Source organism: Exilibacterium tricleocarpae (assembly GCF_007004655.1).
GTDB classification, from domain to species: domain Bacteria; phylum Pseudomonadota; class Gammaproteobacteria; order Pseudomonadales; family Cellvibrionaceae; genus Exilibacterium; species Exilibacterium tricleocarpae.
Map to the genome: position 1 here is coordinate 23,583 of NZ_ML660093.1, position 24,138 is coordinate 47,720.

21 protein-coding genes are annotated in these 24,138 nt (G+C 58.4%); 14 read left to right on the top strand and 7 right to left on the bottom strand.

All coding sequences use genetic code 11. The features are described 5' to 3' along the window. Positions 1–15 precede the first annotated feature (15 nt). Together FKG94_RS11740 and FKG94_RS11745 are read right to left on the bottom strand one after the other, a co-directional pair. The gene (locus FKG94_RS11740; protein ID WP_142904478.1) at positions 16–1,359 is read right to left on the bottom strand and encodes a heterodisulfide reductase-related iron-sulfur binding cluster; all 1,344 of its coding nucleotides are present in this window, start codon (positions 1,357–1,359) and stop codon (positions 16–18) included. 111 nt (positions 1,360–1,470) lie between these two features. Further along, the gene (locus FKG94_RS11745) at positions 1,471–1,890 is read right to left on the bottom strand and encodes a rubrerythrin family protein (RefSeq protein ID WP_142904480.1); all 420 of its coding nucleotides are present in this window, start codon (positions 1,888–1,890) and stop codon (positions 1,471–1,473) included. A gap of 111 nt (positions 1,891–2,001) precedes the next feature. On the opposite strand from FKG94_RS11745, the gene FKG94_RS11750 reads away from it, so the two are divergent. Further along, positions 2,002–2,898 (top strand): hydrogen peroxide-inducible genes activator, encoded by an 897-nt coding sequence (locus FKG94_RS11750; RefSeq protein ID WP_142904482.1) that lies wholly within the window; start codon positions 2,002–2,004, stop codon positions 2,896–2,898. A gap of 339 nt (positions 2,899–3,237) precedes the next feature. On the opposite strand, the gene FKG94_RS11755 is transcribed toward FKG94_RS11750, so the two are convergent. Further along, positions 3,238–3,867, bottom strand: coding sequence for an arylesterase (locus FKG94_RS11755; RefSeq protein ID WP_142904484.1), 630 nt, complete (start codon positions 3,865–3,867; stop codon positions 3,238–3,240). 280 nt (positions 3,868–4,147) lie between these two features. Here FKG94_RS11755 and FKG94_RS11760 point away from each other — a divergent pair, with 280 nt between their 5' ends. The 9 genes from FKG94_RS11760 to FKG94_RS11800 all read left to right on the top strand — a co-directional run bounded on the left by FKG94_RS11760 (position 4,148) and on the right by FKG94_RS11800 (position 17,717). Continuing rightward, positions 4,148–4,843, top strand: a complete 696-nt coding sequence (locus tag FKG94_RS11760; RefSeq protein WP_142904768.1) for an ABC transporter ATP-binding protein — start codon at positions 4,148–4,150, stop codon at positions 4,841–4,843. 17 nt (positions 4,844–4,860) lie between these two features. After that, the gene (locus FKG94_RS11765; protein WP_142904486.1) at positions 4,861–7,347 is read left to right on the top strand and encodes an ABC transporter permease; all 2,487 of its coding nucleotides are present in this window, start codon (positions 4,861–4,863) and stop codon (positions 7,345–7,347) included. Positions 7,348–7,457: 110 nt separating this feature from the next. Next, positions 7,458–11,357, top strand: coding sequence for an ATP-dependent RNA helicase HrpA (hrpA, locus tag FKG94_RS11770; protein ID WP_142904488.1), 3,900 nt, complete (start codon positions 7,458–7,460; stop codon positions 11,355–11,357). Positions 11,358–11,776: 419 nt separating this feature from the next. Next, the gene (locus FKG94_RS11775; RefSeq protein WP_142904490.1) at positions 11,777–12,751 is read left to right on the top strand and encodes an alpha/beta fold hydrolase; all 975 of its coding nucleotides are present in this window, start codon (positions 11,777–11,779) and stop codon (positions 12,749–12,751) included. 245 nt (positions 12,752–12,996) lie between these two features. Further along, entirely contained in the window at positions 12,997–13,377 is a 381-nt protein-coding gene (locus FKG94_RS11780) for an HvfA family oxazolone/thioamide-modified RiPP metallophore (protein WP_142904492.1), read from the top strand. 237 nt (positions 13,378–13,614) lie between these two features. Next, positions 13,615–14,523 carry an HvfB family MNIO-type RiPP peptide maturase gene (locus tag FKG94_RS11785; protein WP_142904769.1) on the top strand — a complete coding sequence of 303 codons (909 nt, stop codon included), beginning with the start codon at positions 13,615–13,617 and terminating at the stop codon, positions 14,521–14,523. Positions 14,524–14,562: 39 nt separating this feature from the next. After that, positions 14,563–15,309, top strand: a complete 747-nt coding sequence (locus FKG94_RS11790) for an HvfC family RiPP maturation protein (protein ID WP_246125102.1) — start codon at positions 14,563–14,565, stop codon at positions 15,307–15,309. A gap of 297 nt (positions 15,310–15,606) precedes the next feature. Then, complete coding sequence (locus FKG94_RS11795) at positions 15,607–16,680, top strand: OprO/OprP family phosphate-selective porin (RefSeq protein ID WP_142904496.1); 1,074 nt, start codon at positions 15,607–15,609, stop codon at positions 16,678–16,680. Between the two features lie 245 nt (positions 16,681–16,925). Beyond that, a complete protein-coding gene (locus FKG94_RS11800) occupies positions 16,926–17,717 on the top strand; it encodes an MlaA family lipoprotein (protein ID WP_142904498.1) in 792 nt (263 codons plus the stop codon). 434 nt (positions 17,718–18,151) lie between these two features. On the opposite strand, the gene FKG94_RS11805 is transcribed toward FKG94_RS11800, so the two are convergent. After that, positions 18,152–18,460, bottom strand: a complete 309-nt coding sequence (locus tag FKG94_RS11805; RefSeq protein WP_142904500.1) for a PilZ domain-containing protein — start codon at positions 18,458–18,460, stop codon at positions 18,152–18,154. 260 nt (positions 18,461–18,720) lie between these two features. Between FKG94_RS11805 and FKG94_RS11810 the strand changes: the two genes are divergently transcribed. Further along, the gene (locus FKG94_RS11810) at positions 18,721–19,908 is read left to right on the top strand and encodes a response regulator (protein WP_142904502.1); all 1,188 of its coding nucleotides are present in this window, start codon (positions 18,721–18,723) and stop codon (positions 19,906–19,908) included. 2 nt (positions 19,909–19,910) lie between these two features. After that, positions 19,911–20,399 (top strand): STAS domain-containing protein, encoded by a 489-nt coding sequence (locus FKG94_RS11815; protein WP_142904504.1) that lies wholly within the window; start codon positions 19,911–19,913, stop codon positions 20,397–20,399. A 148-nt stretch (positions 20,400–20,547) separates the two neighbouring features. Here the strand turns inward: FKG94_RS11815 and FKG94_RS11820 are convergent, their stop codons facing one another. The 3 genes from FKG94_RS11820 to dusA are packed head-to-tail and all read right to left on the bottom strand — an operon-like array spanning position 20,548 to position 22,931. Further along, entirely contained in the window at positions 20,548–21,003 is a 456-nt protein-coding gene (locus tag FKG94_RS11820; protein ID WP_142904507.1) for a tellurite resistance TerB family protein, read from the bottom strand. Then, positions 20,993–21,952, bottom strand: a complete 960-nt coding sequence (tal, locus tag FKG94_RS11825) for a transaldolase (RefSeq protein ID WP_142904509.1) — start codon at positions 21,950–21,952, stop codon at positions 20,993–20,995. Before tal ends, FKG94_RS11820 begins: the two co-directional genes overlap by 11 nt. Positions 21,953–21,980: 28 nt before the next feature. Further along, complete coding sequence (dusA, locus tag FKG94_RS11830; RefSeq protein WP_246125134.1) at positions 21,981–22,931, bottom strand: tRNA dihydrouridine(20/20a) synthase DusA; 951 nt, start codon at positions 22,929–22,931, stop codon at positions 21,981–21,983. 445 nt (positions 22,932–23,376) lie between these two features. Between dusA and FKG94_RS11835 the strand changes: the two genes are divergently transcribed. Continuing rightward, positions 23,377–23,856, top strand: coding sequence for a hypothetical protein (locus FKG94_RS11835; RefSeq protein ID WP_142904514.1), 480 nt, complete (start codon positions 23,377–23,379; stop codon positions 23,854–23,856). Positions 23,857–23,868: 12 nt separating this feature from the next. Next, positions 23,869–24,126 carry a hypothetical protein gene (locus FKG94_RS11840; RefSeq protein ID WP_142904516.1) on the top strand — a complete coding sequence of 86 codons (258 nt, stop codon included), beginning with the start codon at positions 23,869–23,871 and terminating at the stop codon, positions 24,124–24,126. Positions 24,127–24,138 lie beyond the last annotated feature (12 nt).

The following is a 24,138-nucleotide window of genomic DNA, read 5'->3' on the forward strand; positions in this document are numbered from 1 at the left end:
CGTGCAAGGGCATTGCTACAGACCGTAAGCGCGACGCAGTAACGTCATCGGGTGCACGGCTTGTTCGACACTGTCGGCCAGGGCGGCAATATGGTTGCCTGCCATCGGGCAGTCGCTGCTGAAATAAGCCGGCTGCTGCTGGTCCACTTTGCGCACCACCGGACGCGCGATTTTAACGGCTTTGGCGTGGGTTTCTTTTTTCACCGCATAGGTGCCGTCGTGGCCTGAGCAGCGTTCGATCGCATCGACGCGAGTGTCCGGCACCAGGCTCAGAATGTCGCGGGTTTTCAGGCCGATATTCTGTACCCGCAGGTGGCAGGCCACCTGGTAACTGATATCGCCCAGCGGTTGCTGGAACTCGGTGTTGAACATGTCGGCCTTGTGGCGCAGCCACAGGTATTCGAACGGGTCGTAAAAGGCGGCGCGCACTTTCTGCACCTCTTCGTCGTCCGGGAACATCAGCGGCAGCTCTTGTTTGTACATCAGCACACAGGACGGAATCGGGGCGATCAGGTCGTAGCCCGCATCCACCAGTCGGCTCAGTACCGGTATATTGGCTTCCTTCAGTCGCGCCACCGCTTCCAGGTCGCCCAACTCCAGCTTGGGCATACCGCAACATTGCTCTTTGGGTACCAGTTCCAGCGCAATGTGGTTGTGACTGAACACCGCGTGGAAATCCTCGCCGAGGTTCGGACTGTTGTAGTTGCCATAACAAGTGGCATAGAGTGCGACCTTGCCGGTAGTCTTGCCGGCGGGTTCCGCCTTCACGCCGGTTTGCTCCCGCCCGGTCAGGCGCTTGCGCATAGTGTTGCTGTGGTATTGCGGCAGTGGCGCCTGGTGGTGCACCTGCAGGGTTTTTTCCAGGGTTTTTCGAAACAGGGTGTTTTTATTGAGCGCGTTGACGGTGACGTCCACCACCGGGATAGCGGCAAGCTTGCTGACCCCGTCGGTGTTGGTGAGCATGCGGTTGCGCAGGCTGGTACCTTGCTGTTTGAACTGCACTGCCTTCTCGCGCAGCATCAAGTGAGGAAAGTCCACCGCCCATTCGTGCGGTGGCACGTAGGGGCATTTGGTCATATAACACATATCGCACAGGTAACACTGGTCGGCGACCTGGTGATAGTCCGCCTTGTCGACACCGTCCACTTCCATGGTCTCGGATTCGTCCACCAGGTCAAACAGGGTCGGGAAGGCATCGCATAGGCTGACACAGCGGCGGCAGCCGTGACAGATATCGAATACGCGTTCGAGTTCGCTGTCGAGCGCTTCGCGGTCGTAAAATGCATCTGACTGCCAGTCGATCGGATGGCGGGTAGGTGCTTCCAAACTGCCTTCGCGAACAGATGTATGATTACCCATAGCGCCTCCGCTGGGCTGAGAGTGTATGGCCGGGCCGGCTTCAAGCGCAGCGCCCGGGGTCGGGCGCTGTCTTCCTGGATCGCTGGTCGAGGCTGTCTTGCCGAGACGTTATCAGGCGTCGAGACCGTCGAGTGCTTTCTGGAACCGGTTGGCGTGGCTGCGTTCGGCCTTGGCCAGGGTTTCGAACCAGTCGGCGATTTCATCGAAACCTTCGTCGCGGGCGGTTTTCGCCATGCCCGGATACATATCGGTGTATTCGTGGGTTTCGCCGGCGATAGCCGCTTTCAGGTTTTCGGCGGTAGAGCCAATGGGCAGACCGGTGGCGGGGTCGCCGACTTCCTCCAGGTGTTCCAGGTGGCCGTGGGCGTGGCCGGTTTCACCTTCGGCGGTGGAGCGAAACACTGCCGATACATCGTTGTAACCCTCGACATCGGCCTTGGCGGCAAAGTACAGGTAGCGGCGATTGGCCTGGGACTCGCCGGCGAACGCGGCCTTGAGATTTTCCTCAGTCTGTGAACCTTTCAGGGACATGGTCATTCTCCTTTGTACAGGTTGGCTTTGGTTATCACGGTGGAAAGAGTTTAGAAGAGTCCCTATACTTCGGAAAACGGATTTTTTAGATTAACCTGATCGTATTTTTCGATGAGCTATTTGCCCAGTCTGAAACAACTCAAATACCTGTGTGCGGTGGCTGAGCACCGGCATTTCGGCCATGCCGCCAAGGCCTGCCACGTGTCCCAGTCCACGCTCAGCGCCGGCATTCAGGAACTTGAAAGTCAATTGAGTGCGGGGCTGATCGAACGCAACAACAAGCAGGTGATGATGACGCCCCTGGGCGAGGATATCTGCAGTCAGGCGCAGCGAATTTTGCTGGCGGTGGACGACCTGATGGCCAGTTGCGAGGTGCGCTCGGCGCCCCTGAGCGGCAGTCTGCGGCTTGGCGTAATCCCCACCATAGCACCTTATATACTGCCGAAACTGCTCAACCGCCTGCGCCGCAGCTACCCGCGGCTGCGGGTGTTTATTCGCGAGGAGATGAGCCGGCCGCTGACCGATGCGCTGCAAAACGGGGAACTCGATGTGTTGCTGTTGGCGCTGCCGTTCCCGGCCAACGGTGTCGAGGTGATGCCGCTGTTTGACGACCCGTTTGTGCTGGCGGCCCCGCGTGGTCACCCGCTGACGGCGGCGTCATCGGTGCCGATCGAGGCGCTGCGCGGCAGTGAGTTGTTGTTGCTGGAAGACGGCCACTGCCTGCGCGACCACGCCCTGGATGCCTGTAAACTGAACCCGCGGGACCTGCGGGTGCCCTACCAGGCCACCAGCCTTACCACCATCGTGCAGATGGTGGCCAACGGCATCGGCATCACGCTGTTGCCGCAGATGGCGGTCGACGCGAAAATTCTGCACGGCACCCGTATCCAGACACGGCCGTTTGCCGAGCAGGAGATCACCCGCCATATCGGCCTGATGTGGCGCGGCACGTCGCCGCGGCAGGCGGAGTATCGGATGCTTGGGGATTTTATTAAGGCGGGTGATTGAGGTTGTGCTGGCCGGCTGGTTGACACCTACTTCTTTAGGGCAACACTTGGGAGCGAATACCAGAAGCAACTGCCTTTAGGGATCAGAGCCGAATGGCACTTAGTTAAGCGTATTGGCAATCAGCCTATCGGTCACTGCTCCAGCCACATCGATCTCAATTCAGTGTACCGAAGATAGGTCTGGTCCTGGCTGAAGCCTTCAGAAACTCTCGGCAGCAGGGATGCTGTCGGGAAGCCCCCAGGGAAGGGTTTACAGCGTGTTTCTGAAGGCTTCAGCCAGGGCCAGACCGGGCAATTAGCACATACCTGCTTAACTCAGCGCCATTGGGATCAGAGCCCTTTACAGCATCGGCTCCAGATAGGGCCAGACATTGTCAAGCATCTGCGGCTGGGCGCTGGTATTCGGGTGAATGCCGTCGCTCTGCATGGCACCTTCCCGCAAGGCCACTTTGTCCAGAAAGAACGGCACCAGCGGCAGCGACAGTTCCTCCGCTACTTGCGGGAATACAGCACTGAACTGGCGGGTGTAGCGGGCACCATAGTTGGGCGGAATTTGAATGCCTACCAGCAGGGTGGCGGCGCCGGCGGCGCGGTTGAGTTCGACCATAGCCGTGAGATTGCGCCGAATCAGCTTGATCGGATGGCCGCGCAAACCGTCGTTGCCGCCCAACTCGACGATAACCAGATCGGGTTGAAACTCTTTTAGCAAGTCGGGCAGGCGCGCCAGTCCGCCGCCGGTGGTCTCGCCGCCGATACTGGCGTTGACCACGGTAAAGTCGCCGCGCTGGTCCAGGCGGTCCTGCAGTAACTGCACCCAACCCTGCTCGATATCAATACCGTAGCCGGCGCTCAAGCTATCCCCCAGCACCAACAGGGTCTTTGCCTGGGCTGCGCCGCTCAGCAGCAACAGTGCCAGCAGCACCAGGTTTCTGGCGGCGGCGATAAGGTGATAACCCGGGAATATAGACATAGCGATTTAAAGTTACTGTCAAAATAGTGCTGGGCGGTGAATGCAGGTGAATCTGCAATAGAGACTTTGAGCACAGTATACTGATGATCCGCCCGTTGAGGAGCGCAAATTGGGCAAAGTTTCTGTAAAGTTGTGTCAACTGTTTTGACAATAATTTCGTACAACGTGAGTATGCCTAGCACTGACTATGAGTATCCCCGACACCGATGACAGTATGTATGTCCAACAAGATTCCGGCGCGGATAAATCCGAACAGCAGCCGTCAAGCGTATCTAAGCCCATGATTGAAGCATCCCACGTCACGAAAAGCGTTGCCACCAGTGAAGGCGAACTGGTGATCCTGAACGATGTGTCCCTGTCGGTAGGCAGCGGCGACAGCCTGGCTATCACCGGTGCCTCGGGTTCGGGTAAGTCGACCCTGCTGGGTATCCTGGCGGGCCTGGACTTGCCCACTTCCGGGTCTGTCCGCCTCAATGGCCAGATGCTGACCGATATGGACGAGGAGGGCCGGGCCCGGGTGCGGGCAGACAATGTCGGCTTCGTGTTCCAGTCGTTCCAATTGCTGCCCGGCCTGAGCGCGCTGGAAAACGTGATGATGCCTCTGGAGTTGCACGGTATCGGCGACGCGGAGGATAAAGCGCGGGAGTTCCTGCGCCGGGTGGGCCTCGGCGAGCGCCTGCGCCACTATCCGAAGCAGCTCTCCGGCGGCGAGCAGCAGCGGGTGGCGATTGCCCGGGCGTTTGCCAGTCAACCGCGGGTGCTGTTTGCCGATGAACCCACCGGTAACCTGGATACCGCCACCGGCTCGCGGGTGATTGATTTATTGTTCGACCTCAATCGGGAGCAGGGCACCACGCTGCTGTTGGTCACCCACGAGCAGCGGCTGGCAGACCGCTGCCAAGCGAATATGGCGCTGCAGGCCGGGCAGGTGCTGGCGGCGCCGGTGTCGATGCCGGCCGGCGCCGTGCTGACCTGAGCGCGGGGGAATAAACAGTGCTGGCACTGCGATTGTTGTGGCGCAACTGGCGCAGCGGTGAGGTGAAAATTCTTGCCGGCGCGCTGTTGCTGGCAGTGGCGGTGGTCAGTGCCATCGGCGTGTTCACCGAACGCCTGGAGCGCTCGCTGATAAAGGAGAGCAGCAGCTTCCTCGGTGCCGATCGCATCGTGCGCAGTTCCCACCCCATCGATCCGGACTGGTTTGCCGCCGCCGATGAGCAGCAAGTGCGGCGCGCCCAGTCGATATTGTTTTCCTCCATGGTGTTTTCCGGCGATAACATGCACCTGGCCTCGGTCAAGGCGGTTACTCCCGGCTATCCGCTGGCCGGTACGCTGGAGATCAGCCGTGTCCCCTTTGCGGTGGACGCTGCGGATGTCTTTGTAGCACCGGGCGTGCCGGCACCGGGTGAAGCCTGGGTGGATTCGCGGTTGCTACCGCTGCTCGATGTGGGTATCGGCGACACTGTGGAGGTGGGAGAAAAGACACTCACGGTGTCCCACGTTGTGATTCGCGAGCCCGATCGCGGCGATGGTTTCTCCCTGTTCGGCGCGCGCCTGATGATGAATGCCGCCGATCTGGACGCCACCGATGTCATTCAACCCGGCAGCCGCGTGCGCTACCACTGGCTGCTGGCGGGAGATGAGACGCGGCTGGAGGGGTTTATCCGCTGGCTCGAGCCGCGCCTGACCGAGCACCAGCGCATTGTCGATCTGGATTCGGCGCAGCGCGGCCTGTCCACTACCCTGAATACCGGCCGGCGCTTTCTGATGCTGGCCGGGGTGGTGGGGGTGCTGTTGGCCGGGGTGGCCATCGCCATTGCCGCCCAGCGCTTCGCCGGTCGCCATGTGGACCAGGTGGCGCTGATGAAAAGCCTCGGCGCCAGCGCCTGGCGCATTCGTCGCCTCTATGCCGGGCAACTGCTGTTGCTGGCGATTATCGCCTCGCTGGCGGGGTTGCTGGTCGGCGATATGGTGCAGCGATTGGTGGCCTCGGCGCTGGCGGCGGTATTTCCGGTCAGCCTGGGCGCCGCGCCGCTGAGCGCCTACGGTGTGGGTGCGATTACCGGATTGGTCTGCGCGCTATTTTTTGCCCTGCCGCCACTGTGGCATCTACCGGTGGTGCCGCCGTTGAAAATCCTGCGCCGGGAAATGGAAGTGGGTGCGGTGCGCGCCTGGTCCCAGGGCGCCCTGGGGCTGTGTGCGGTAGTCCTGTTGGTGTGGCTCTACAGTGGTGACACCCGCCTCACCGCCGCGGTGGTACTGGGACTGGGTGCGGTGATCTGCCTGGCGGCGCTGGCGGCTTGGCGCCTGGTGCACGCCGGGCGCTATGTCGGGATGCGCGCCGGCAGTATCTGGCGGCTGGCGCTGGCCAACCTGCAGCGCCGGCGCGGTCAGAGCGTGGTGCAGATCCTGGTATTTGCCATCGCCCTGATGTTGCTGCTGACCCTGGCGACGGTGCGCACCAGCCTGATCGATGAATGGCAGGTGCAACTGCCCGCCGATACGCCGAATCACTTTCTCGTCAATGTCGCGCCCCACGAGGTGGAGCCGATCCAGCAGTTGATGGCCGCAGAGGGAGTAAGCGCATCGTTTCTGTTTCCGATGGTGCGCGGGCGGCTCACCCATATCAACGATGCCCTGCCTACCGCGCAGGTGCAGCGCGAGGCGGAAGTCCTGCGCCGCGAGGCCAACCTGAGCTGGACCGAGACGCTGAACCCCGACAACAAAATCACTGCCGGCCAATGGTGGCCGCAATGGTCGGCCGAGCGGGGCGTGGGGGTGTCGGTGGAGCAGGAGATTGCCGAGCGGCTGCAGTTGGAATTGGGCGATCGCCTGCGCTTCAGCATCGGCGGCCTGCGCCTGGATGCCACAGTGGCCAGTTTCCGCTCGTTGGAGTGGGACTCCATGCGCCCCAATTTCTACTTTTTGTTTTCCCCCGGTGCGCTCGACAATTACTCGCCCATGTACCTGACCAGTGTCTACCTGCCGCCGCGCAAGAAGCTGTTTGTCAACGACCTGTTGCGCGAGTTTCCCACCGTGGTGGTGGTGGAGATGGATAAGGTGATCGAGCAGATTCGCGTTATTGTCGCCCAGGTCAGCCGGGGGGTGGAACTGGTGTTGTGGCTGGTGCTGGCGGGCGGGCTGTTTGTATTGTTGGCCGCGGTCAATGCCAGTATGGACAGCCGCCTGCAGGAATCCGGCCTGCTGCGGGCGCTGGGCAGTCGGCGCGGGCTGATTATGGGCAGTCTCTGGGCCGAGTTCTCGGCGCTGGGTTTCTTTGCCGGTGTGCTGGCGGTGCTGGGCGCCGAGGTGTTGTTGTTTGGTTTGCAGACCTGGGTGCTGAATATCCCCATTCAGCCCCATCTGCTGTTGTGGGTGCTGGGCCCGTTCGGCGGCGCCGCGCTGGTGGGGGCATTGGGCGTGCTCAGTTGCCAGCGGGTGGTCACCGTCGCGCCTGCCGTCGTGTTGCGCGAGGTGGGTTAGGCACTATAATGCTGCCCCCGATGACCGCCGCTTCCCATTGCCCTGGGTGCGGCAATCAGATTCAGATATAGACAGCAGACAGCAGACAGCGCGACCGCCACTGACACGCCATGACCGACAAACAGGCCGACCTCAACGCCCTGGCCGAACACATCCAGCACAGCGCCAGCGCTGACCGCTTCCGGTTGCAGCGGCGCTGGCGCGAACTGCGCCAAAAAGCGGCGGCCGGCAAGCCCGACCAGGCCGCCGTCGAACGGCTGCAGGGTGCGCTTGAGGCTTCCCTTGCACGGGTGGCGGAGCGGCGCCGGCGGCTGCCTGTCATCGACTTTCCCGCCCAGTTGCCGGTGTCGGCCAAGCGCGAAGTGATTGCCGAGACTATCGACCGCCATCAGGTGGTGATCCTGGCGGGCGAAACCGGTTCCGGCAAGACGACTCAACTGCCGAAGATTTGCCTGGCGCTGGGACGCGGTGTGACCGGTATGATCGGACACACCCAGCCGCGGCGCATCGCCGCCCGCACGGTGGCCAGCCGGATTGCCGAAGAGTTACAGGTGCCCCTGGGGGAGTCGGTTGGGTACCAGGTGCGGTTTACCGATCACGCTACCGACTACACCCATATCAAACTGATGACCGACGGTATTCTGCTGGCGGAAATTCAGCACGACCGCTATCTCAACCGTTACGACACGCTCATTATTGATGAGGCCCACGAGCGCAGCCTCAATATTGATTTTTTGCTCGGTTACCTGAAATTGATCCTGCCGCGGCGGCCCGAGCTGAAGGTGATCATCACTTCTGCCACAATTGATGTGGAGCGGTTTTCCAAACATTTTGACGACGCGCCGATTATCGAGGTGTCCGGGCGCACCTATCCCGTCGAAGTCCAATACCGCCCGCTGGTATCCGGGGAGGAAAACCAGACCGAGGCCATAGTCGAAGCGGTGCAGGAAGTCTTGCAACTGGAGCGGCGAAAAAGCGGGACCGGCGGCGATATGCTGGTGTTTCTCAGTGGTGAGCGGGATATTCGCGAAACCGCCAAGGCGTTGCGCGAGGTGCAACTGCCCCACACCGAGATATTGCCGCTGTACGCCCGGCTGAGCCTGGCCGAGCAGAACAAAGTGTTCCAGTCTCACCGCGGGCGGCGTATCGTCTTGGCAACCAACGTCGCCGAGACCTCGATTACCGTGCCCGGTATCCGCTATGTGATCGATCCGGGCGTGGCCCGTATCAGCCGCTACAGCTATCGCACCAAGATTCAGCGCCTGCCGGTGGAGCCCGTTTCCCAGGCCAGCGCCAATCAGCGCAAGGGGCGCTGCGGCCGGGTCGGCGAGGGCGTCTGTATCCGGCTCTACGACGAGCAGGACTTTGCCGCCCGGCCGGCCTTTACCGATGCGGAAATTCTGCGCACCAACCTCGCTGCGGTGATTCTGCAGATGCTGCATTTGCGCATCGGTGATATCCGCCGTTTTCCGTTTGTCGATCCCCCTGACCAGCGCTTGATTAATGACGGTTTTAAACTGTTGGAGGAATTGCAGGCGGTGGATGCCCGCGGGCGTCTGTCGGTCATTGGCCGCCGGCTGGTGAAGTTGCCGGTGGACCCGCGCCTCGGTCGCATGCTGTTGGCGGCCGGTGAATTGGGTTGTGTGAGAGAGATGTTGATTATCGCCAGCGCGCTGGCAGTACAGGACCCGCGCGAGCGACCGGTCGAGCGGCAGCAGGCCGCCGATGAAAAACACCGGCGCTTTCGGGACCCGCAATCGGACTTTCTCGCCTACCTGAATCTCTGGGAGTATGCCGAGCAACAGCGCCAGGCGCTGTCGCAAAACCAGTGGCGCCGCCAGTGTCGCAAAGAGTTTCTGTCGTACCTGCGGTTGCGCGAGTGGCGCGACATCCACTACCAGTTGCGCCTGGCCTGTAAAGCGCTGGACCTGAAAGAGCGTCCCGCTACCGATGACGGGCCGGATTACACCGGTATTCACCGGGCTTTGCTGGCGGGGCTGCTCGGCAATATCGGCAACAAGGGCGAGGACCGGGAGTATCTCGGTGCCCGCAATCGCCGTTTTCATATTTTTCCCGGCTCCTCGCAATTTAAGAAAACCCCGAAGTGGCTGGTGGCCGCACAGTTGCTGGAAACCTCCAAGCTCTACGCCCACACCACCGCCAAGATCGATCCCGCCTGGGTACTCGACGCCGCCGCCCATCTGGTGAAGCGCCAGTATTTTGAGCCCCATTACGATGCCCGCCGCGGCCAGGTGATGGCGTTTGAAAAAATCAGTCTCTACGGCCTGGTATTGGTGGAGAAGCGGCGCATCGGTTATGCCGATATCGATCCGGCGGTGGCCCGCGACGTGTTTATTCGCGCGGCACTTGTCGAGGGTAACTACCGCGGCAAAGGCAGCTTCTTTCAAGCGAATCGCCGCCTGCTGACTGAATTGGAAGAACTCGAGGCGAAGTCCCGCCGGCGCGATATTCTGGTGGACGACAGTGTGGTGTTTGACTTCTATGCCGAGCGGGTGCCGGGCGAGGTGGTGGGCCTGACCAGCTTTGAGCGCTGGCGCAAGCGGCTCGATGACGGTGGCCGCGAGCTGTTGCGGCTGTCGCGCGAGCATCTGATGCAACACAGTGCCATCGACATTACCGAGGCCCAGTTCCCCAAGCAGCTTGAATGGGAAGGCATGACCCTGCCCCTGAGCTATCACTTCGAACCGGGACAGCCCGAGGACGGCGTCAGTGTGGCGGTGCCGGTCAGCGCTTTGCACCTGGTGCCGGAACACCGGCTGGAATGGCTGGTGCCCGGCCTGTTGCGGGACAAATGCATCGATTTGATCAAGGGTTTGCCCAAACAGTGGCGCAAGCATTTTGTGCCGGTGCCCGCTCATGTGGACAAAGCGCTGGCCGGGATGCGGGCGGACAATACCCCGCTGACTGAGGCGCTGGGTCACCAGTTAAAACGCCATACCGGTGTCGACCTGGCGGGCGAACTCTGGTCGCAGGTCAAGTTGGAGGATTTCTACCGGATCAATATCCGCGTCGTCGATGAAGACGGTCACTGTATCGATCAGGGCCGCGATCTGGCGGCGCTGCGGTCGCGTTACCGCGATCAATTGCAACAGCGTTTGCAGACAGCGGACAACAGTATTGAGCGGGGCGGTATTCGGGCCTGGGATTTTGGCGAGCTGCCGGACAGTATCGAGCTGCGCCGCGGCGGCATCGGTATTCGCGCCTATCCGGCCCTGGTTGACGAAGGTGACAGTGTCGCCATTCGCGTGCAGGACAACCCGACACTGGCTGCGTGTCTGAGCCACCGCGGTATGGTCCGTCTGTTATTGCTGTGCCAGGGGCAGTCGGTGAAATACCTGCGCCGGCAATTGTTGCGCGGTGCGGATATCGGTCTGAGTGTCGCGCAACTGGGCAATCGCGACGCTGTTGTTGACGATCTCCTGTGCGCGGCCTGTGCCATGGCCTGCCTGGACGGGCGGCCGCTGCCCCGTGACAGCGACGCGTTTGAGCAGTGCCTGGCGGCTGGACGGGGCCAACTGGCGGCTTGCGCCAACGAGTTGGAAGCGGCCTTGCAGCAGATACTGACCGGGCTGGTGGAAATAAAGAAGTGTTTGAAATCGCAGAAAAATGCCCTGCTTCTGGCCTTTGCCGCCGGCGATATCAACCGCCAGTTGCAGGGGCTGGTGTACCCGGGGTTTCTCGCTCGCACGCCGATTGACTGGCTGCGCCAGTACCCGCGCTATTTCAAGGCCATTTTGCTGCGCCTGGAGAAGGCCGCGGGCAACCCGCAGCGCGACCGGCTTCACACCGGCGAACTGGAGCAGCACTGGGAGCGCTATACGCAGCGGCTGGAGCAGGATGGGCCGGCGCTCTGCGCTGCCAATGCGTCCCTGCAGCAGTATCGTTGGATGATCGAGGAGCTGCGGGTATCCTTTTTCGCCCAGTCGTTGAAGACATTAATGCCGGTCTCGGGAAAGCGTCTCGACAAACAGTGGCGTGAAACGCTTTAGCTGGAGGCACGCACTTCGAGCGGCACGGTGCGGGGACAGGTTTTACCTGTCCCCTTCGAAGGGAACCACGCCACTCCCAAACAGCACCTCTGCCGGCGGCACGGTGCGGGGACAGGTTTTACCTGTCCCCTTCGAAGGGAACCACACCACTCCCAAACAGCACCTCCCCCCGACGGCACAAGAGGTGCTCAGCGAAACACGGCCAGACCCGAGTGGCACTTCCTTTAACCAAGCATGACCGCCAGGTCGCACTTTGCCGATGACTATCCAGCCCCCGCCTCCGGGAAATTCCAGCGCCATCGACGGCTGCGGATAACTGAGATTTAGTTCTAGGATATTTATTACAATTGGTATAGTCTGGCGCAATTCAATAACCGTAGATAATAAGCGCTGGTGGGATTACCCGCCTGGTGTTGTCCATGCAGACGATCAACTGGCAACAGACTCAGCTTGAATTGAATGATTACCGCGTCAATGTCACCGGTGGTCATCAGTTGCAACTCAAGCAATGTTACCGCCAGGCCGGTGGCCCGCCGGTGCTGTTGTTGGCGGGATTTCTCAATGATGCCTCCCTGTTTTTCACCCCTGTCGCCGAGGGCGGCCTGGCGCAGTACCTGGCGGCTGCCGGGTTTGATGTCTATGTGGCGGAGCTGCGCGGCAAAGGCGGCAGCTGGCCGGCGGTGAATCGCAAGTCCGAAACCGGCCTGCACGAGGCTATTACCGAGGACCTGCCGGCCCATATCGATAAAATCGCGCAGTTGCGACCCGGGGAACCCCAGTGCTGGATTGGCGAGGGTCTCGGCAGTGTGTTGTTGGCGGCGACCTACGCCCGCCTCGAACAGACGCCGGCGCCGGTGCTCGGCATGGCGCATTTTGCCGCCGGGCGTTACTGCGAACTCACTTCCTGGCCGCAAACACTGGCCTATATGACCTGGCAGTGGCGCTGGCGGTTGAGCTCAATCGCCAGTGGTTACATCAAGCGCGGCTGGCGCGCGCCTACCCGCGAATCCCGTGTCAGCGCACAAAACTGGCAAACCTGGCAGCAGCAGGTTGACTGGTGTGATCCAGTCGACGGTTTTGACTACCGCCGCGCGATCAGGAGGAAAGGCATGCCGCCGAGCTTGTATTTTGCCGCGCGTAACCAGATACTTTGGGGCGCTTTGGACAGCACCCGCCTGTGGATTCGGGAGCTCGGCAACCACGATGCGCGACTGCTGGGATTGGGCAAGGCGTCCGGCAATTTAAGTAATTACAGTGCGCGCACCATGGTCACCAGCGCCAAAGCCTGTGAAGACCATTTTCCGCAATTGCTGGGTTGGCTGCGCGAGCGCGGGGTGTTGTGGCAAAACCGTGGCGTGCATGCCACACAAAGTTATCAGTTGGCAGTCTGCTAATAATAAAAGGCAATATTGGACCCGTATCGTCATTTGTTCACCAGTTCAGCAACGTGAACGCCACAATCAGCTACTGTGTTAAATAAAGCAAAGAATTAATAACCATTGACACAAATCAATGCATATTTTCGAAACTAATCAAAATGACCCCGGTCATAGTAGGCGACATCGCGGCGCCTAAGTGGTCGAGATGATAATTGAGATTGTTAAACCCAAAGCAAAACTCGCGTAACTAGGAGAGAACTATGGCGAAGAAAACTTTGACCCCTCTGGCAGCAGCGGTAGGTGCCGCTTTTTTGGCGTCCGCAAGCCTGACCTCGGCCGCTACCACCACCAGTGCCGAAAACCCGTTTGCCGCCGATGAGCTGCAGGGCGGTTACAACCTCGCCGGCAACCACGCCGAAGGTAAGTGTGGCGAAGGCAAGTGCGGCGAAGGTAAGAAAGGTGAAGGAGAAGGCAAGTGCGGCGAAGGGAAGTGCGGCGGCGACAAGAAAGGTGAGGGCAAATGCGGCGAAGGTAAGTGCGGCGGTGACAAGAAAGGTGAGGGCAAATGCGGCGAAGGAAAATGCGGCGGCGATAAAAAAGGTGGTGAAGGCAAGTGTGGCGAAGGTAAGTGCGGCGGTTAAACCCCGGCTTATCTGAGGCAACTACGCCCGTGGCAGTAACAGTCGCCAGTTAGCGTCTGCCACAGACAACAGCCCGCCCCGTATCGGCGGGCTGTTGTTTATATAAGGTGTTTTTCTTAGAGAGTTCCTTAGAGAGTTCCTTAGAGAGTTCCTTAAAGATTTTCTTAAAAGAGTTTCTTAAAGGGTTTCTTAAAGAGTTTCTCAACCCGCGCCCGAGGAGTTTCAGTTGTGAAAAGTATCTCCCCAACCCGTGCCGGCAACCCGGACCCAACCCATCCACATGGCGTCGATCATGTCGTCAGTGGTGCCGGCCTCGGCTTGCGTCGCAGTCTGTTGCACGATCTGCAGGATTTGACCACCGCTGATATTGATTTTATGGAAGTGGCGCCGGAAAACTGGATTGGCGTGGGCGGCCGCCTCGCCGGGCAATTGCGCGACTACACCGAGCGGTTTCCATTTGTTTGTCACGGCTTGTCTCTGTCTATCGGTTCGCCGAGCCCGCTGGATTACGATCTGGTAAAAAGCATCAAAGCATTTATCAAACAACACGGCGTGCGCCTGTATACCGAACACTTGAGTTACTGCAGTGATCAGGGACATCTTTATGACCTGATGCCGATTCCCTTTACCGAGGAAGCCGTGCACTATGTGGCCGGGCGTATACGCGAAGTGCAGGACATACTCGAACAGCGTATCGCCATGGAAAACGTATCCTATTATTGCGCCCCGCACCAGGAAATGCGCGAAATCGAATTTATCAATGCCGTGATCGCCGAGGCCGACTGCGATCTGCTGCTGGACGTCAACAATATTTATGTCAACAGTATCAATCACCGCTACGATCCACTGGAATTTCTCCAGCAACTGCCGGGTGAGCGGGCGGTGTATGTACATGTGGCCGGTCACTACGACGAGGCTGAGGACCTGCGGGTCGACACCCACGGCGCCCCGGTGATCGCCTCAGTGTGGAATCTGTTGGACGCCGCCTATGCGCGCTTTGGCGTGCTGCCGACCTTGTTGGAGCGGGATTTCAATATTCCCGCCACGCCGGAGTTACTGGCGGAGGTCGACCAGATCAAAGCGATTCAGGCGCGCTATGCGACCGCCGCTGTTGCCGCTGACACCGGCGCTTTGGTACGAGGTTGAGCGATGGCCACCAATGGTAGGGGAGCAGAGGCAGAGCCTGTGAACGAACCCGTCTTTAAAACTGTGCAGCTCCAGTTTGCCGCACACCTGCGCGACCCCGCCGCCAACCCGGCGCCGGCGGATGTGGAAGATCGCCGGATGGGCATCTACCGGGACCTGATCTACAAAAATATCGAGGGGTTTATCAGCGGCGGCTTCCCGATTTTGCGACAGCTCCTGGACGATCGGGCCTGGCATGGGATGGTCAGGGATTTCGTCAGCCGGCACGTCAGCCACTCGCCTTATTTTCTCGAGATCAGCCAGGAATTCCTCAAGTATTTACAGGAGGAGCGGCAGCCGCAACCGGCCGACCCGCCGTTTATGCTGGAGCTTGCGCATTACGAGTGGGTGGAGTTGGCCCTTGATGTCTCCACCGAGCAACTGCCTGGCGGCGCGCCGCAGGCGGTAACCGACTACCTTGCCGCCCGGCCGCGGGTCAGCCCGCTGGCTTGGTGTTTGTCTTACCAGTATCCTGTTCATCGGATCGGACCCGATTACCAGCCCCGGCAGCCCCCGGCGCAGCCAACCTTCCTGATTGTGTATCGTAACGCTGCCGATCAGGTGAAATTTATGGAGAGCAATGCGGTAACGGTGCGTTTGCTGTCCATTCTCGAGGAGCCGTTGACCGGTGACGCTGCCCTGGCGCAGTTGGCGGCAGAGATGCAGCACCCTGATCCCGGGGCCCTGAAAGCGGCCGGACAGGAACTGTTGGCGAAGCTGCATCGAGCCGAAATCGTCTATTTCTAGCTTTGTCGCTGTCATTTTTCCGCAGCAATACTGTCATTGCTTTGTCGTATTTGCTGTTTCTTTAGGCGCCACATTGCCACTTCGGCTGAAAAACTGTACAAAAAATCTACACGATGAGCTTTTTTCGATAAAAAGACACGATTTATTCTTCTCTCTGTAACAAAAGTGACACATACCCCTCCCAGAATACACCCCGTCGATTTGTGAAGTTTTTATTGCAGTGCTATGACTTAATAACTGCCGACATTGAACCAGGACTGATTCATTTACTAAAAAACTCGAGATGAGGATAAATCCATGAATAAAGCGCTTCTGCTTTCAGGATTGACCGCTTTTGTAACGGCGCACGTCAGTGCAGGTACGGTCACCACCGACGGCCCCGATATCGTTATTAGCACCAAACCCGGGTTGTCTGTCAAGACTGCCGACGACAAATATTCTTTCGGGATCGGCGGTCGTATTATGTGGGATTACAACCGCGCCGAACTCAATGGCGAGGCCGACGAAAACGAGCTGTCAGTGCGCCGGGCGCGCCTGGCGTTTACCGGCAGCGCCGGTGACTGGAGTTTCAAGTCTCAGTTCAATCTCGGCGAGGACGGTAGCGATGCCGGCGATGTGGAGGACCTCTACCTGCGCTACAACGGCTGGGGCAAAGCTGCCAAGCTGACCATCGGTCGCCAGCGGGAGCCCTTCGGGTTGGAGCAGCTCACCAGTTCCAACGATATCAGCGTGCTGGAACGCTCGGCGATCACAGAAGCCTATGCGCCGCCGCGCACCAGTGGCGTTCAGCTCTCCGGTGCTCTTGGAAAATCCCTCTACTACGGCGTCGGTGTATTTGAAGGCGACGGTGAAGAAGATCGATCCGCTGATAAGGTCAATGTCACCGGGCGGGTGGCATTTGCGCCACTGGTCGACAAGGGACGCCTGGTGCACCTGGGTGCCGCCGCCTCGACCCGCCTCAATATCGACGTGGTGGGCCTCGAGTTTGCCGCCGTCTATGATGCCTTTCACTTCCAGAGCGAATGGCAGCAGGGGGATGTAGATTCTATCGACGAGAAGCTGGACGGTTACTACCTCCAGGCCGGCTGGATCATCACCGGTGAGAGTCGACCCTACAAAGACGGTAAATTCAAGCGCGTTAAACCCAACGGCAGCGCCGGCGCCTGGGAAGTAGTGTTTCGCTACGAAGACGGTGACGGTAATTTCAGTGACATCGAACTGGGCAACGTTGATGCAGAGGCTTACACCCTGGGCCTGAACTGGTATTACAACAATAACGTTCGCTTTGGTGTGAATTACACCGATGGGGAGTCCAACAACTTCGACAACGACGGCGAAGAGTTTCGTATTCGCGCGCAGTTCGTGTTCTAAATCCCGTCCCCGGTCAAAAAGCCCGACCTTTCCGGTCGGGTTTTTTTTGGCATTTTTGTGCGCCCGCTTGGGGCGGTTTGCACCAACTCGAACCAACGGGTGGCTGTGTTGTCAACAAAGCACTCACTGCGCCCCGGAGTTGTCGCGGCGGGCGACCAGAGGCGGTGGTGTAAAGCGGCCGCTTCGGCTAAACTCTTGGCGCTGCGCGCGCAAGTGCGCGCGGGTGTGGCTCATTCGAGGTGTTTATGTCTCATTTTCGCTGTCGTTTTTTATTTATCGTTGTCGCGTCGGTGCTGGTCTCTGCCTGTGCCACCCAGACCCAAAATCAAAACCCAAGTCCAAACTCAAGTCCAAACCAGGATCAGGACCTGAACCTGGAGTGGGAGGAAAATCCGGTCGACCCCTGGGAGGGGTTTAACCGGTCGATGTTCGCGTTTAACGACGGCGTGGATACCTATTTTCTCAAGCCCGTGGCCAAGGGGTATCGGGCTATTACCCCTGATCCGGTGGAAAACAGTGTCAGTAATGTGTTCGGTAATTTGTTGGAAATCCGTAACGTCATTAACGATGTGCTGCAGTGGAAATGGGGCAAGGCCGGGAACGACAGCGGCCGCTTTTTAATCAACTCGACCATTGGCATTGCCGGCCTGTTTGATGTGGCTGCGAAAATGGGCCTGGAGAGGAATGACGGCGAAGACTTCGGCCAGACGCTGGCGACCTGGGGTGTCGGCTCGGGTCCCTACCTGGTGCTGCCGCTGTTTGGTCCGAGCAATGTCAGGGACGGTCTCAGCTTCCCGATCGACGCCTTTTCCGACCCGATCCGCTACATCGACCATGTGCCGACCCGCAATTCCATCAACGGGGTCCAGTTGATCAGCACTCGGGCCGGGCTTTTGCAGGCGGAGTCGCTGATCAGCGGCGATAAATATGTTTTCTTCCGCGACGCCTTCCTCCAGCGTCGGGAGTACCTGATCCTCGACGGAGAGGTCGAGGACGATTTTGGCGAGGACTTTGAAGACTACGACGAAGACTATTAGTCGGAACGCATGATCATGGTATGCCAGCCACCGCTGTCATCGATCATTCAGCGCCCAGCAATCCGCAAAATCAGGGACCTGTCAATTAGCACATATTTGCTTAAGGCAGTGCCATTCGGGAGGTGTCGGTGCAGGGTGTTTTTCAGCCCCATATGTAAATCGTGTGCCAGAAGGGGTGTAGTACCAAGTTGGTCCGGATGGCAGAGGTTCCGCTACCGGAAGGCTTAAAAATACCCTGTGCCGAGGCGGCCCGTGCCGGGTGGCATTTCCCTAACCCGTATCTTCAGCGACCGACAGGACAGTCAACCGAAGCTGCTATGCAGGTTTATCAACCGGGGTCATCAACCTCGACCATCAACCATGAACAGATAGCCTGCCGCTTTAACTGATCGTCTGTTCCGGGGCGCCGCACAGATCCCGGACGCCCGTTTCGGTCAGCTCAACATTTGCTGTATTTTCATACCCAGGGTGCAGGTGCCGGAGTGATCGGCGTCGACCCGGGTGATAACGGTCATGGCCCGCAACAGGGGTTGGTGTCCGTGAGCGGATGTAATCGTGACTTCCAGCTCGGTGCCCACCGGTAAGGTTTTATCCACCTCTATCATCATGCCGCCACCGCTCAGATCGCGACAGATACCCTGTAGCTGAGTGTCATCGCTGAGAATGCTCACATCGGCGGGGGTGTCGATTTTCATACGAATGAAGTTGCGTTTTTCGGTGTATTCGCGCTTGGCTAGGTTCATGCGGAACGCCCTCTAATTGTAAAAATGTCGGGTTCTGCAAACCGGCCTCGCATCGGGTACCGGTTTATACAAAGTTACTGCAAAAAACGTGATTTGAATAGCTTGCGAAGGCGTTAATAAGGGAGTAGGGTTGAGTTTTTGGCAACTTGTCACTTAATTCCTTCCGAAAACCGTGTTTTTAAGACTTGCGCTTTTGCTACTGATGTCTCCGCGGCCCGTAACGGCAACTCATCAGGGACGGCGGCCAACTGGGATTGTTGATGGCGGAACTTAGTAGGAAACTCCTCATTATCGATGACGATACCATTGTTCGCCAGGGTATAGTGGCTTACCTGGAGGACAGCGGTTTCGAGGTGTGCCAGGCCGAGGACGGCGCCAGGGGACTGGAACGCTTTGCGCAGGAGGCCCCCGATCTGGTGCTGTGCGATTTGCGCATGCCGGGGGTGGATGGTCTGCGTGTGCTCAAAGAAGTCCACGAGGTCTCGCCGGATACGCCGGTTATCGTGATTTCCGGTGCAGGGGTCATGAGCGATGTGGTGGAGGCTCTGCGGTTGGGGGCCAGCGACTACCTGATCAAGCCGGTGGTCGATATGGAAATGCTGGTGCATTCGGTAGAGAAGAGCCTCGAGCGTACTGAACTGCGTTCGCAGAACCTGCGCTACCGCGAGGAGCTGGAGCAGGCCAACCGCGATCTGCGCGATCACCTGCGGGCGCTGGAGCGAGACCATCAGGCCGGCCGCCAGGTACAGACCAACCTGCTGCCCCGCACACCGATGATTTTCGACGGTTATCGCATTGCCCACCGCATAGTGCCGTCGCTGTACTTGAGCGGCGACTTCATCGACTACGGTTACCTGTCACACCGCTATCTGGCGTTTTATCTCTCCGATGTATCGGGTCACGGCGCCTCCTCGGCCTTTGTGACCATCTGGCTGAAACACCTGGTGACGCACCTGGTGCGAGACGAGGGTTTGTTCAGCGATGCCGAGTCGTTTGAGGTGGGCCCGAGCCGGTTTCTGGAAGAGATCAACGACGAACTGCACGAAACCACACTGGGGCCGCATCTGACCTGTTTTGTCGGTGTGATAGACACCCAGTCCAATGAAATATGCTACGCCGTGGGTGGCCATCTCCCGATGCCGGTGCTGGTGACGCCGGAGGGTGCCCACTACCTGGAGGGCAAGGGTAAGCCCATCGGTATTTTCACCGATGTGAAGTGGCAGGTTTACCGGCAGCAACTGCCGGCCCGGTTTGCGCTGGTGGCCCTTTCCGATGGCGTGTTGGAAATGCTGCCAGCGGAAGATTTGCGGGAAAAGGAAACTCAGCTCTTACACTTATTGTCTAACTCAGACGGTAGCCTGGCCGATGTCTGCACCGCCCTGGGGCTGGACCAACTCGCTGAGGCGCCTGACGACATTGCCATACTCACGGTGGCCAAGGAGAGTTAAGCATGCAGCCTGGGCAGATATTAGTGGCTGAACATGACGGCGTATATGTGATTAAAATGGTAGGCGATGTGCGCCTGACACTGTGCATTTCGTTCGATCAGTTTATCGATTCGATGTTGGAAGACAGTGACTTTTGCTCCATTCTGTTTGATCTGACCGGCGCTGAAGCCATTGACAGCACCACCCTCGGCCTGATGGCCAAGATATCCATCCTCGGCAACCAGCGCAGAGGGATAGTGCCGGTGGTGGTCTCCACCAACCCGAGTATCAACCGCCTGCTGGAATCCATGGGATTTGAGGATATTTTTGAGATTATCCATGAGCCCGCCGCGGCGGTTACCGATGCCACCTGCCTGCCGGTCGCCGAGGTCAGCGAACAGGTCGTTAAAGGCAAGGTGCTCGAGGCGCACCGGATTCTGATGGGGTTGAACGAAACCAATCGGGAGACATTCAGGGACCTGGTTAAGAGTTTGGAAAGACCCGGCTGTTAGGGGCTGTTCGCACTTATTCAATTGGCTTTGATGAGTTTGCCACACCTGCCGCGCCGGGCTGACCGCACCGGAGCCAACTGAGATGGGGCAAGCAGGTCCCGGGAAATTGCCAGAACCCTTAGTCCCATCTTGGTCATTTTACGGACGGTCAGGCAGTGCCATCGCGGGCGTCGCGCTTGGCGCGGATAAACGCCGAGTGGGACAGGTGGATCAAATCGGCGACCTTGCGAATGATATATTCCTCATACTTGTCAATATTGCCGTCCGCATAGGCGATACACCACATGTCGCGGATCAGGCTGTACTTCTCCTCCGGCGAGAAGTGCTGATTGACCAGTTGGGTGAACTGGTAGAGCGAGGTGGCGTCCTCGCTCTCCTGTTTTGCCAACTTGGAAATTTCGGCCAGCTCCGAGTCGGTGAGTTCGAACTGCCGTTGCAGAATATCGAACAGCAGGCTGAATTCCCGGCCGTCGAAGTCGCCGTCGATGGTGGCCACCTCCACCAGCAGGGCGGCCGTGGCGATATGTCGCTGGTGCTCGGTGAGGCCGCTGTCGTCCTCGGCCAGCAGCTCGGTGGTAAAGAAATCCCGTATTTTATCCAGCATGTGCTTTTAGTAAATTCTCCAGGTTGATTTGGTCTTTGACAAAGTTCCTGATGCCCTCGGCGAGTTTCTCGGTAGCCATGGCGTCGCTGTTGAGGCTGTAGCGAAACTGGGCTTCGGCCTCGTGCAGTGCCGCGCGGTCGGTGGCGGTATTACTTGGGCTCAGCCGGCGCACCAGAGTTCCCTGATCGGCCTCCAACTCGCCCATCAGCGCCGGGCTGATGGTCAGGCGGTCGCAGCCGGCCAGGGCTTCGATTTCGCCGGTGTTGCGGAAACTGGCACCCATAACGATGGTGGCGTAACCGTGCTGTTTTAAATAATTATAGATGGCTGTTACCGAGACTACGCCCGGGTCCTCCTCGGGAGCATATTCCTGCCGATCGGTATTGGCCCGATACCAGTCGAGGATGCGACCGACAAACGGCGAGATCAGCGTGGCCCCCGCATCGGCACAGGCCGCCGCCTGGTGAAAACTGAACAGCAGGGTCAGGTTGCAGTGAATACCCTCCCGCTCCAGCACTTCGGCGGCGCGGATGCCCTCCCAGGTGGAGGCCAGTTTGATCAGTACCCGGTCGTTGCCGATCTCCGCAGTGTTGTATAGGTCGATCAGTGCGCGGGCCTTGTCGATCATGGCCTGTTGATCGAACGACAGGCGCGCGTCCACCTCGGTGGATACCCGGCCCGGCACCAGTTTCAGAATTTCACAGCCGATAGTGACTGCGAGGCGGTCGGCCGCCGCGCTCAACTGGGTCTGCTCGCCGTCGGCCTGGGACCTGCCCCACTGGATGGCCGATTCGAGGTGAGGTCGGTATTGCGGCAGTTGGGCCGCTTTGTACAGCAGTGAGGGATTGGTGGTAGCGTCGAGCGGCTGGTAGCGGCGAATCGCTTCGATATCGCCGGTGTCGGCAACCACGTCAGAGATTTGTTTGAGCTGCTCTAACTTGTTGGGCATGGGTGTTTTTACCTATTGGGTCGATGGGTTAGCGGGCCGGCTTCGCAGTGGCCTGGACTGCGGCGAGTGCTGCGTCCAGCACGTCGATACCGGCGGCGGGTTTGTGGGCATTCTCGCTGATATGGCGGCGGAACTGCCGCGCGCCGGGAATGCCTTGAAACAGCCCGAGCACATGACGGGACATATGGTGAAGCCGGGTGCCGCGCTGCAGTTGCGTGGCGCAGTAATCGATATAGGCCGCCATAACCTGTTCCCGGTCGGGCGCCGGTGAGGTATCACCATAAATCAACCGATCCACCTCTGACAACAGGTAGGGGTTGTTATAGGCCTCGCGGCCCATCATGGTGCCATCGACATGGGTCAAATGCTGCCGGCATTGGGGCAGGGTGGTGATGCCGCCATTGATAATGACCTCCAGGGCCGGGAAGTCCTGTTTTAGCCGATAGACCATATCGTAGTGAAGCGGTGGTTTTTCGCGGTTTTCCTTCGGACTCAGGCCCTGCAGCCAGGCTTTGCGGGCGTGGACGATAAAGGTGCGACAGCCGGTCTCGGCGATGGGGCGCACGAACTCCACCATGCCGGAGTAGTCCTCCATATCATCGATACCGATGCGGTGTTTGACGGTGACCGGTATCGATACGGCATCCTGCATGGCCTTGATACAGTCTGCCACCAGGGCCGGCTCTGCCATCAGGCAGGCGCCGATTTTTCCCGATTGCACCCGGTCGCTGGGGCAGCCGCAATTGAGGTTGACCTCGTTGTAACCCCACTGTTCGGCCAGGCGGGCGCAGGCGGCCAGTGCCTGCGGATCGCTGCCGCCCAACTGCAATGCCAGGGGTTGCTCATGGGGGTGGTAGTCGAGAAAGCGCGGGCGGTCACCATGCAGGACGGCGCCGGTGGTCACCATTTCGGTGTAGAGCAGGGCGTGGCGGGAGATTAAGCGCCAGAGGAACCTGCAATACTTATCAGACCAGTCCATCATTGGGGCAACGCAAAACCTTCGATCCAGGTCAGGGCGCGTACTGCCCGAGCTATAGACGGTTTCGTCAATGTTCTCAGTCACTTATTTAAACCTCTACTTTGGGCCATTTTACCCTGTTTTTTGAGATTTGGTGCTACAGAGATACTACAACAATCGTTTGTAACCCCGCTGGGATACGGAGAGGGTGATTTGGCCAGCATAGCCGTAAGTTAGCATGTTAATTTATACGAGGTAAGTAGGCGATTGCTCCCGCATGGTGCAAGAATCGTTATTCGCCCTTTAAGTGGATTGAGCTTAGAAGTATAATTTTTCTAGAGATTGCTTTTTCGTAAAAATACCAAATTTTCTTTTAATATTGTGTCTTAGTTATGAGTTGGATGTGCACTTATAAAGTAAAATGAATTTCTATCAATGTGGACCTTAAACGAACGGTAAATTAGAAATGCATAAGCATGTCTTTTCTCTCTTTGTAATGCTGCTTTTTATTCATGCATGCGCCACAATGGGAGCGAGCCAAAAAAATGCAGAGAGTCCTGCCAGCCCCCCTCTTACATCTATACTAGACTCACCCGGCCTTAAGGCCTTTAAACGCACACTAAATCAGATCGTGCTGGAGCGAAATCCGGGTACGGGTCAGTCGCAACACTTTTTTGTGAGCAAATACTCAGAGAATGAATCTTTGGCATATATGTTTTGGCAAGAAAAAAAGTTGCTTTGGATTATGTCTCTGGGTGCGACTGATGAAGAAAGCTGGTTAGGTGTTCGTTATCCTAGTAGTGGACAATTAATTGACTTGAAAAATAGTGTTGTTGCTTCAGTCGACGATGTTGGAGGGAGTAGCTATCTGGTTACCAAAGAGTGGGCTGCTGAACGGCTTTTTGACACTGTAGTTCACGGTGATTTAATAGTTATTAGCCAATAAACGAGGCTGGCAATGGGGCAATTTACTACCACAGGAAATCACAGCATTGCCTTAAAAGAAATTGAGCTTCCAGTTACAGAAAGTAAGCGTTTGCATCTTGTAGGTGTAAAAGCCAGAGTGGCTTCGGATATAAAGCTTGTTTTTGATAAAAAAATAGAGGCTTCAATTAAGGTGACGCCGTTCGATGGGCCAAAAGGTATTTGGGTTGTCGATGTGAAAGGAATATCGAAAAGCACGGAGACTTGGCCGGGCAAACATTTTATACGCTGAAATAAGCTCCGG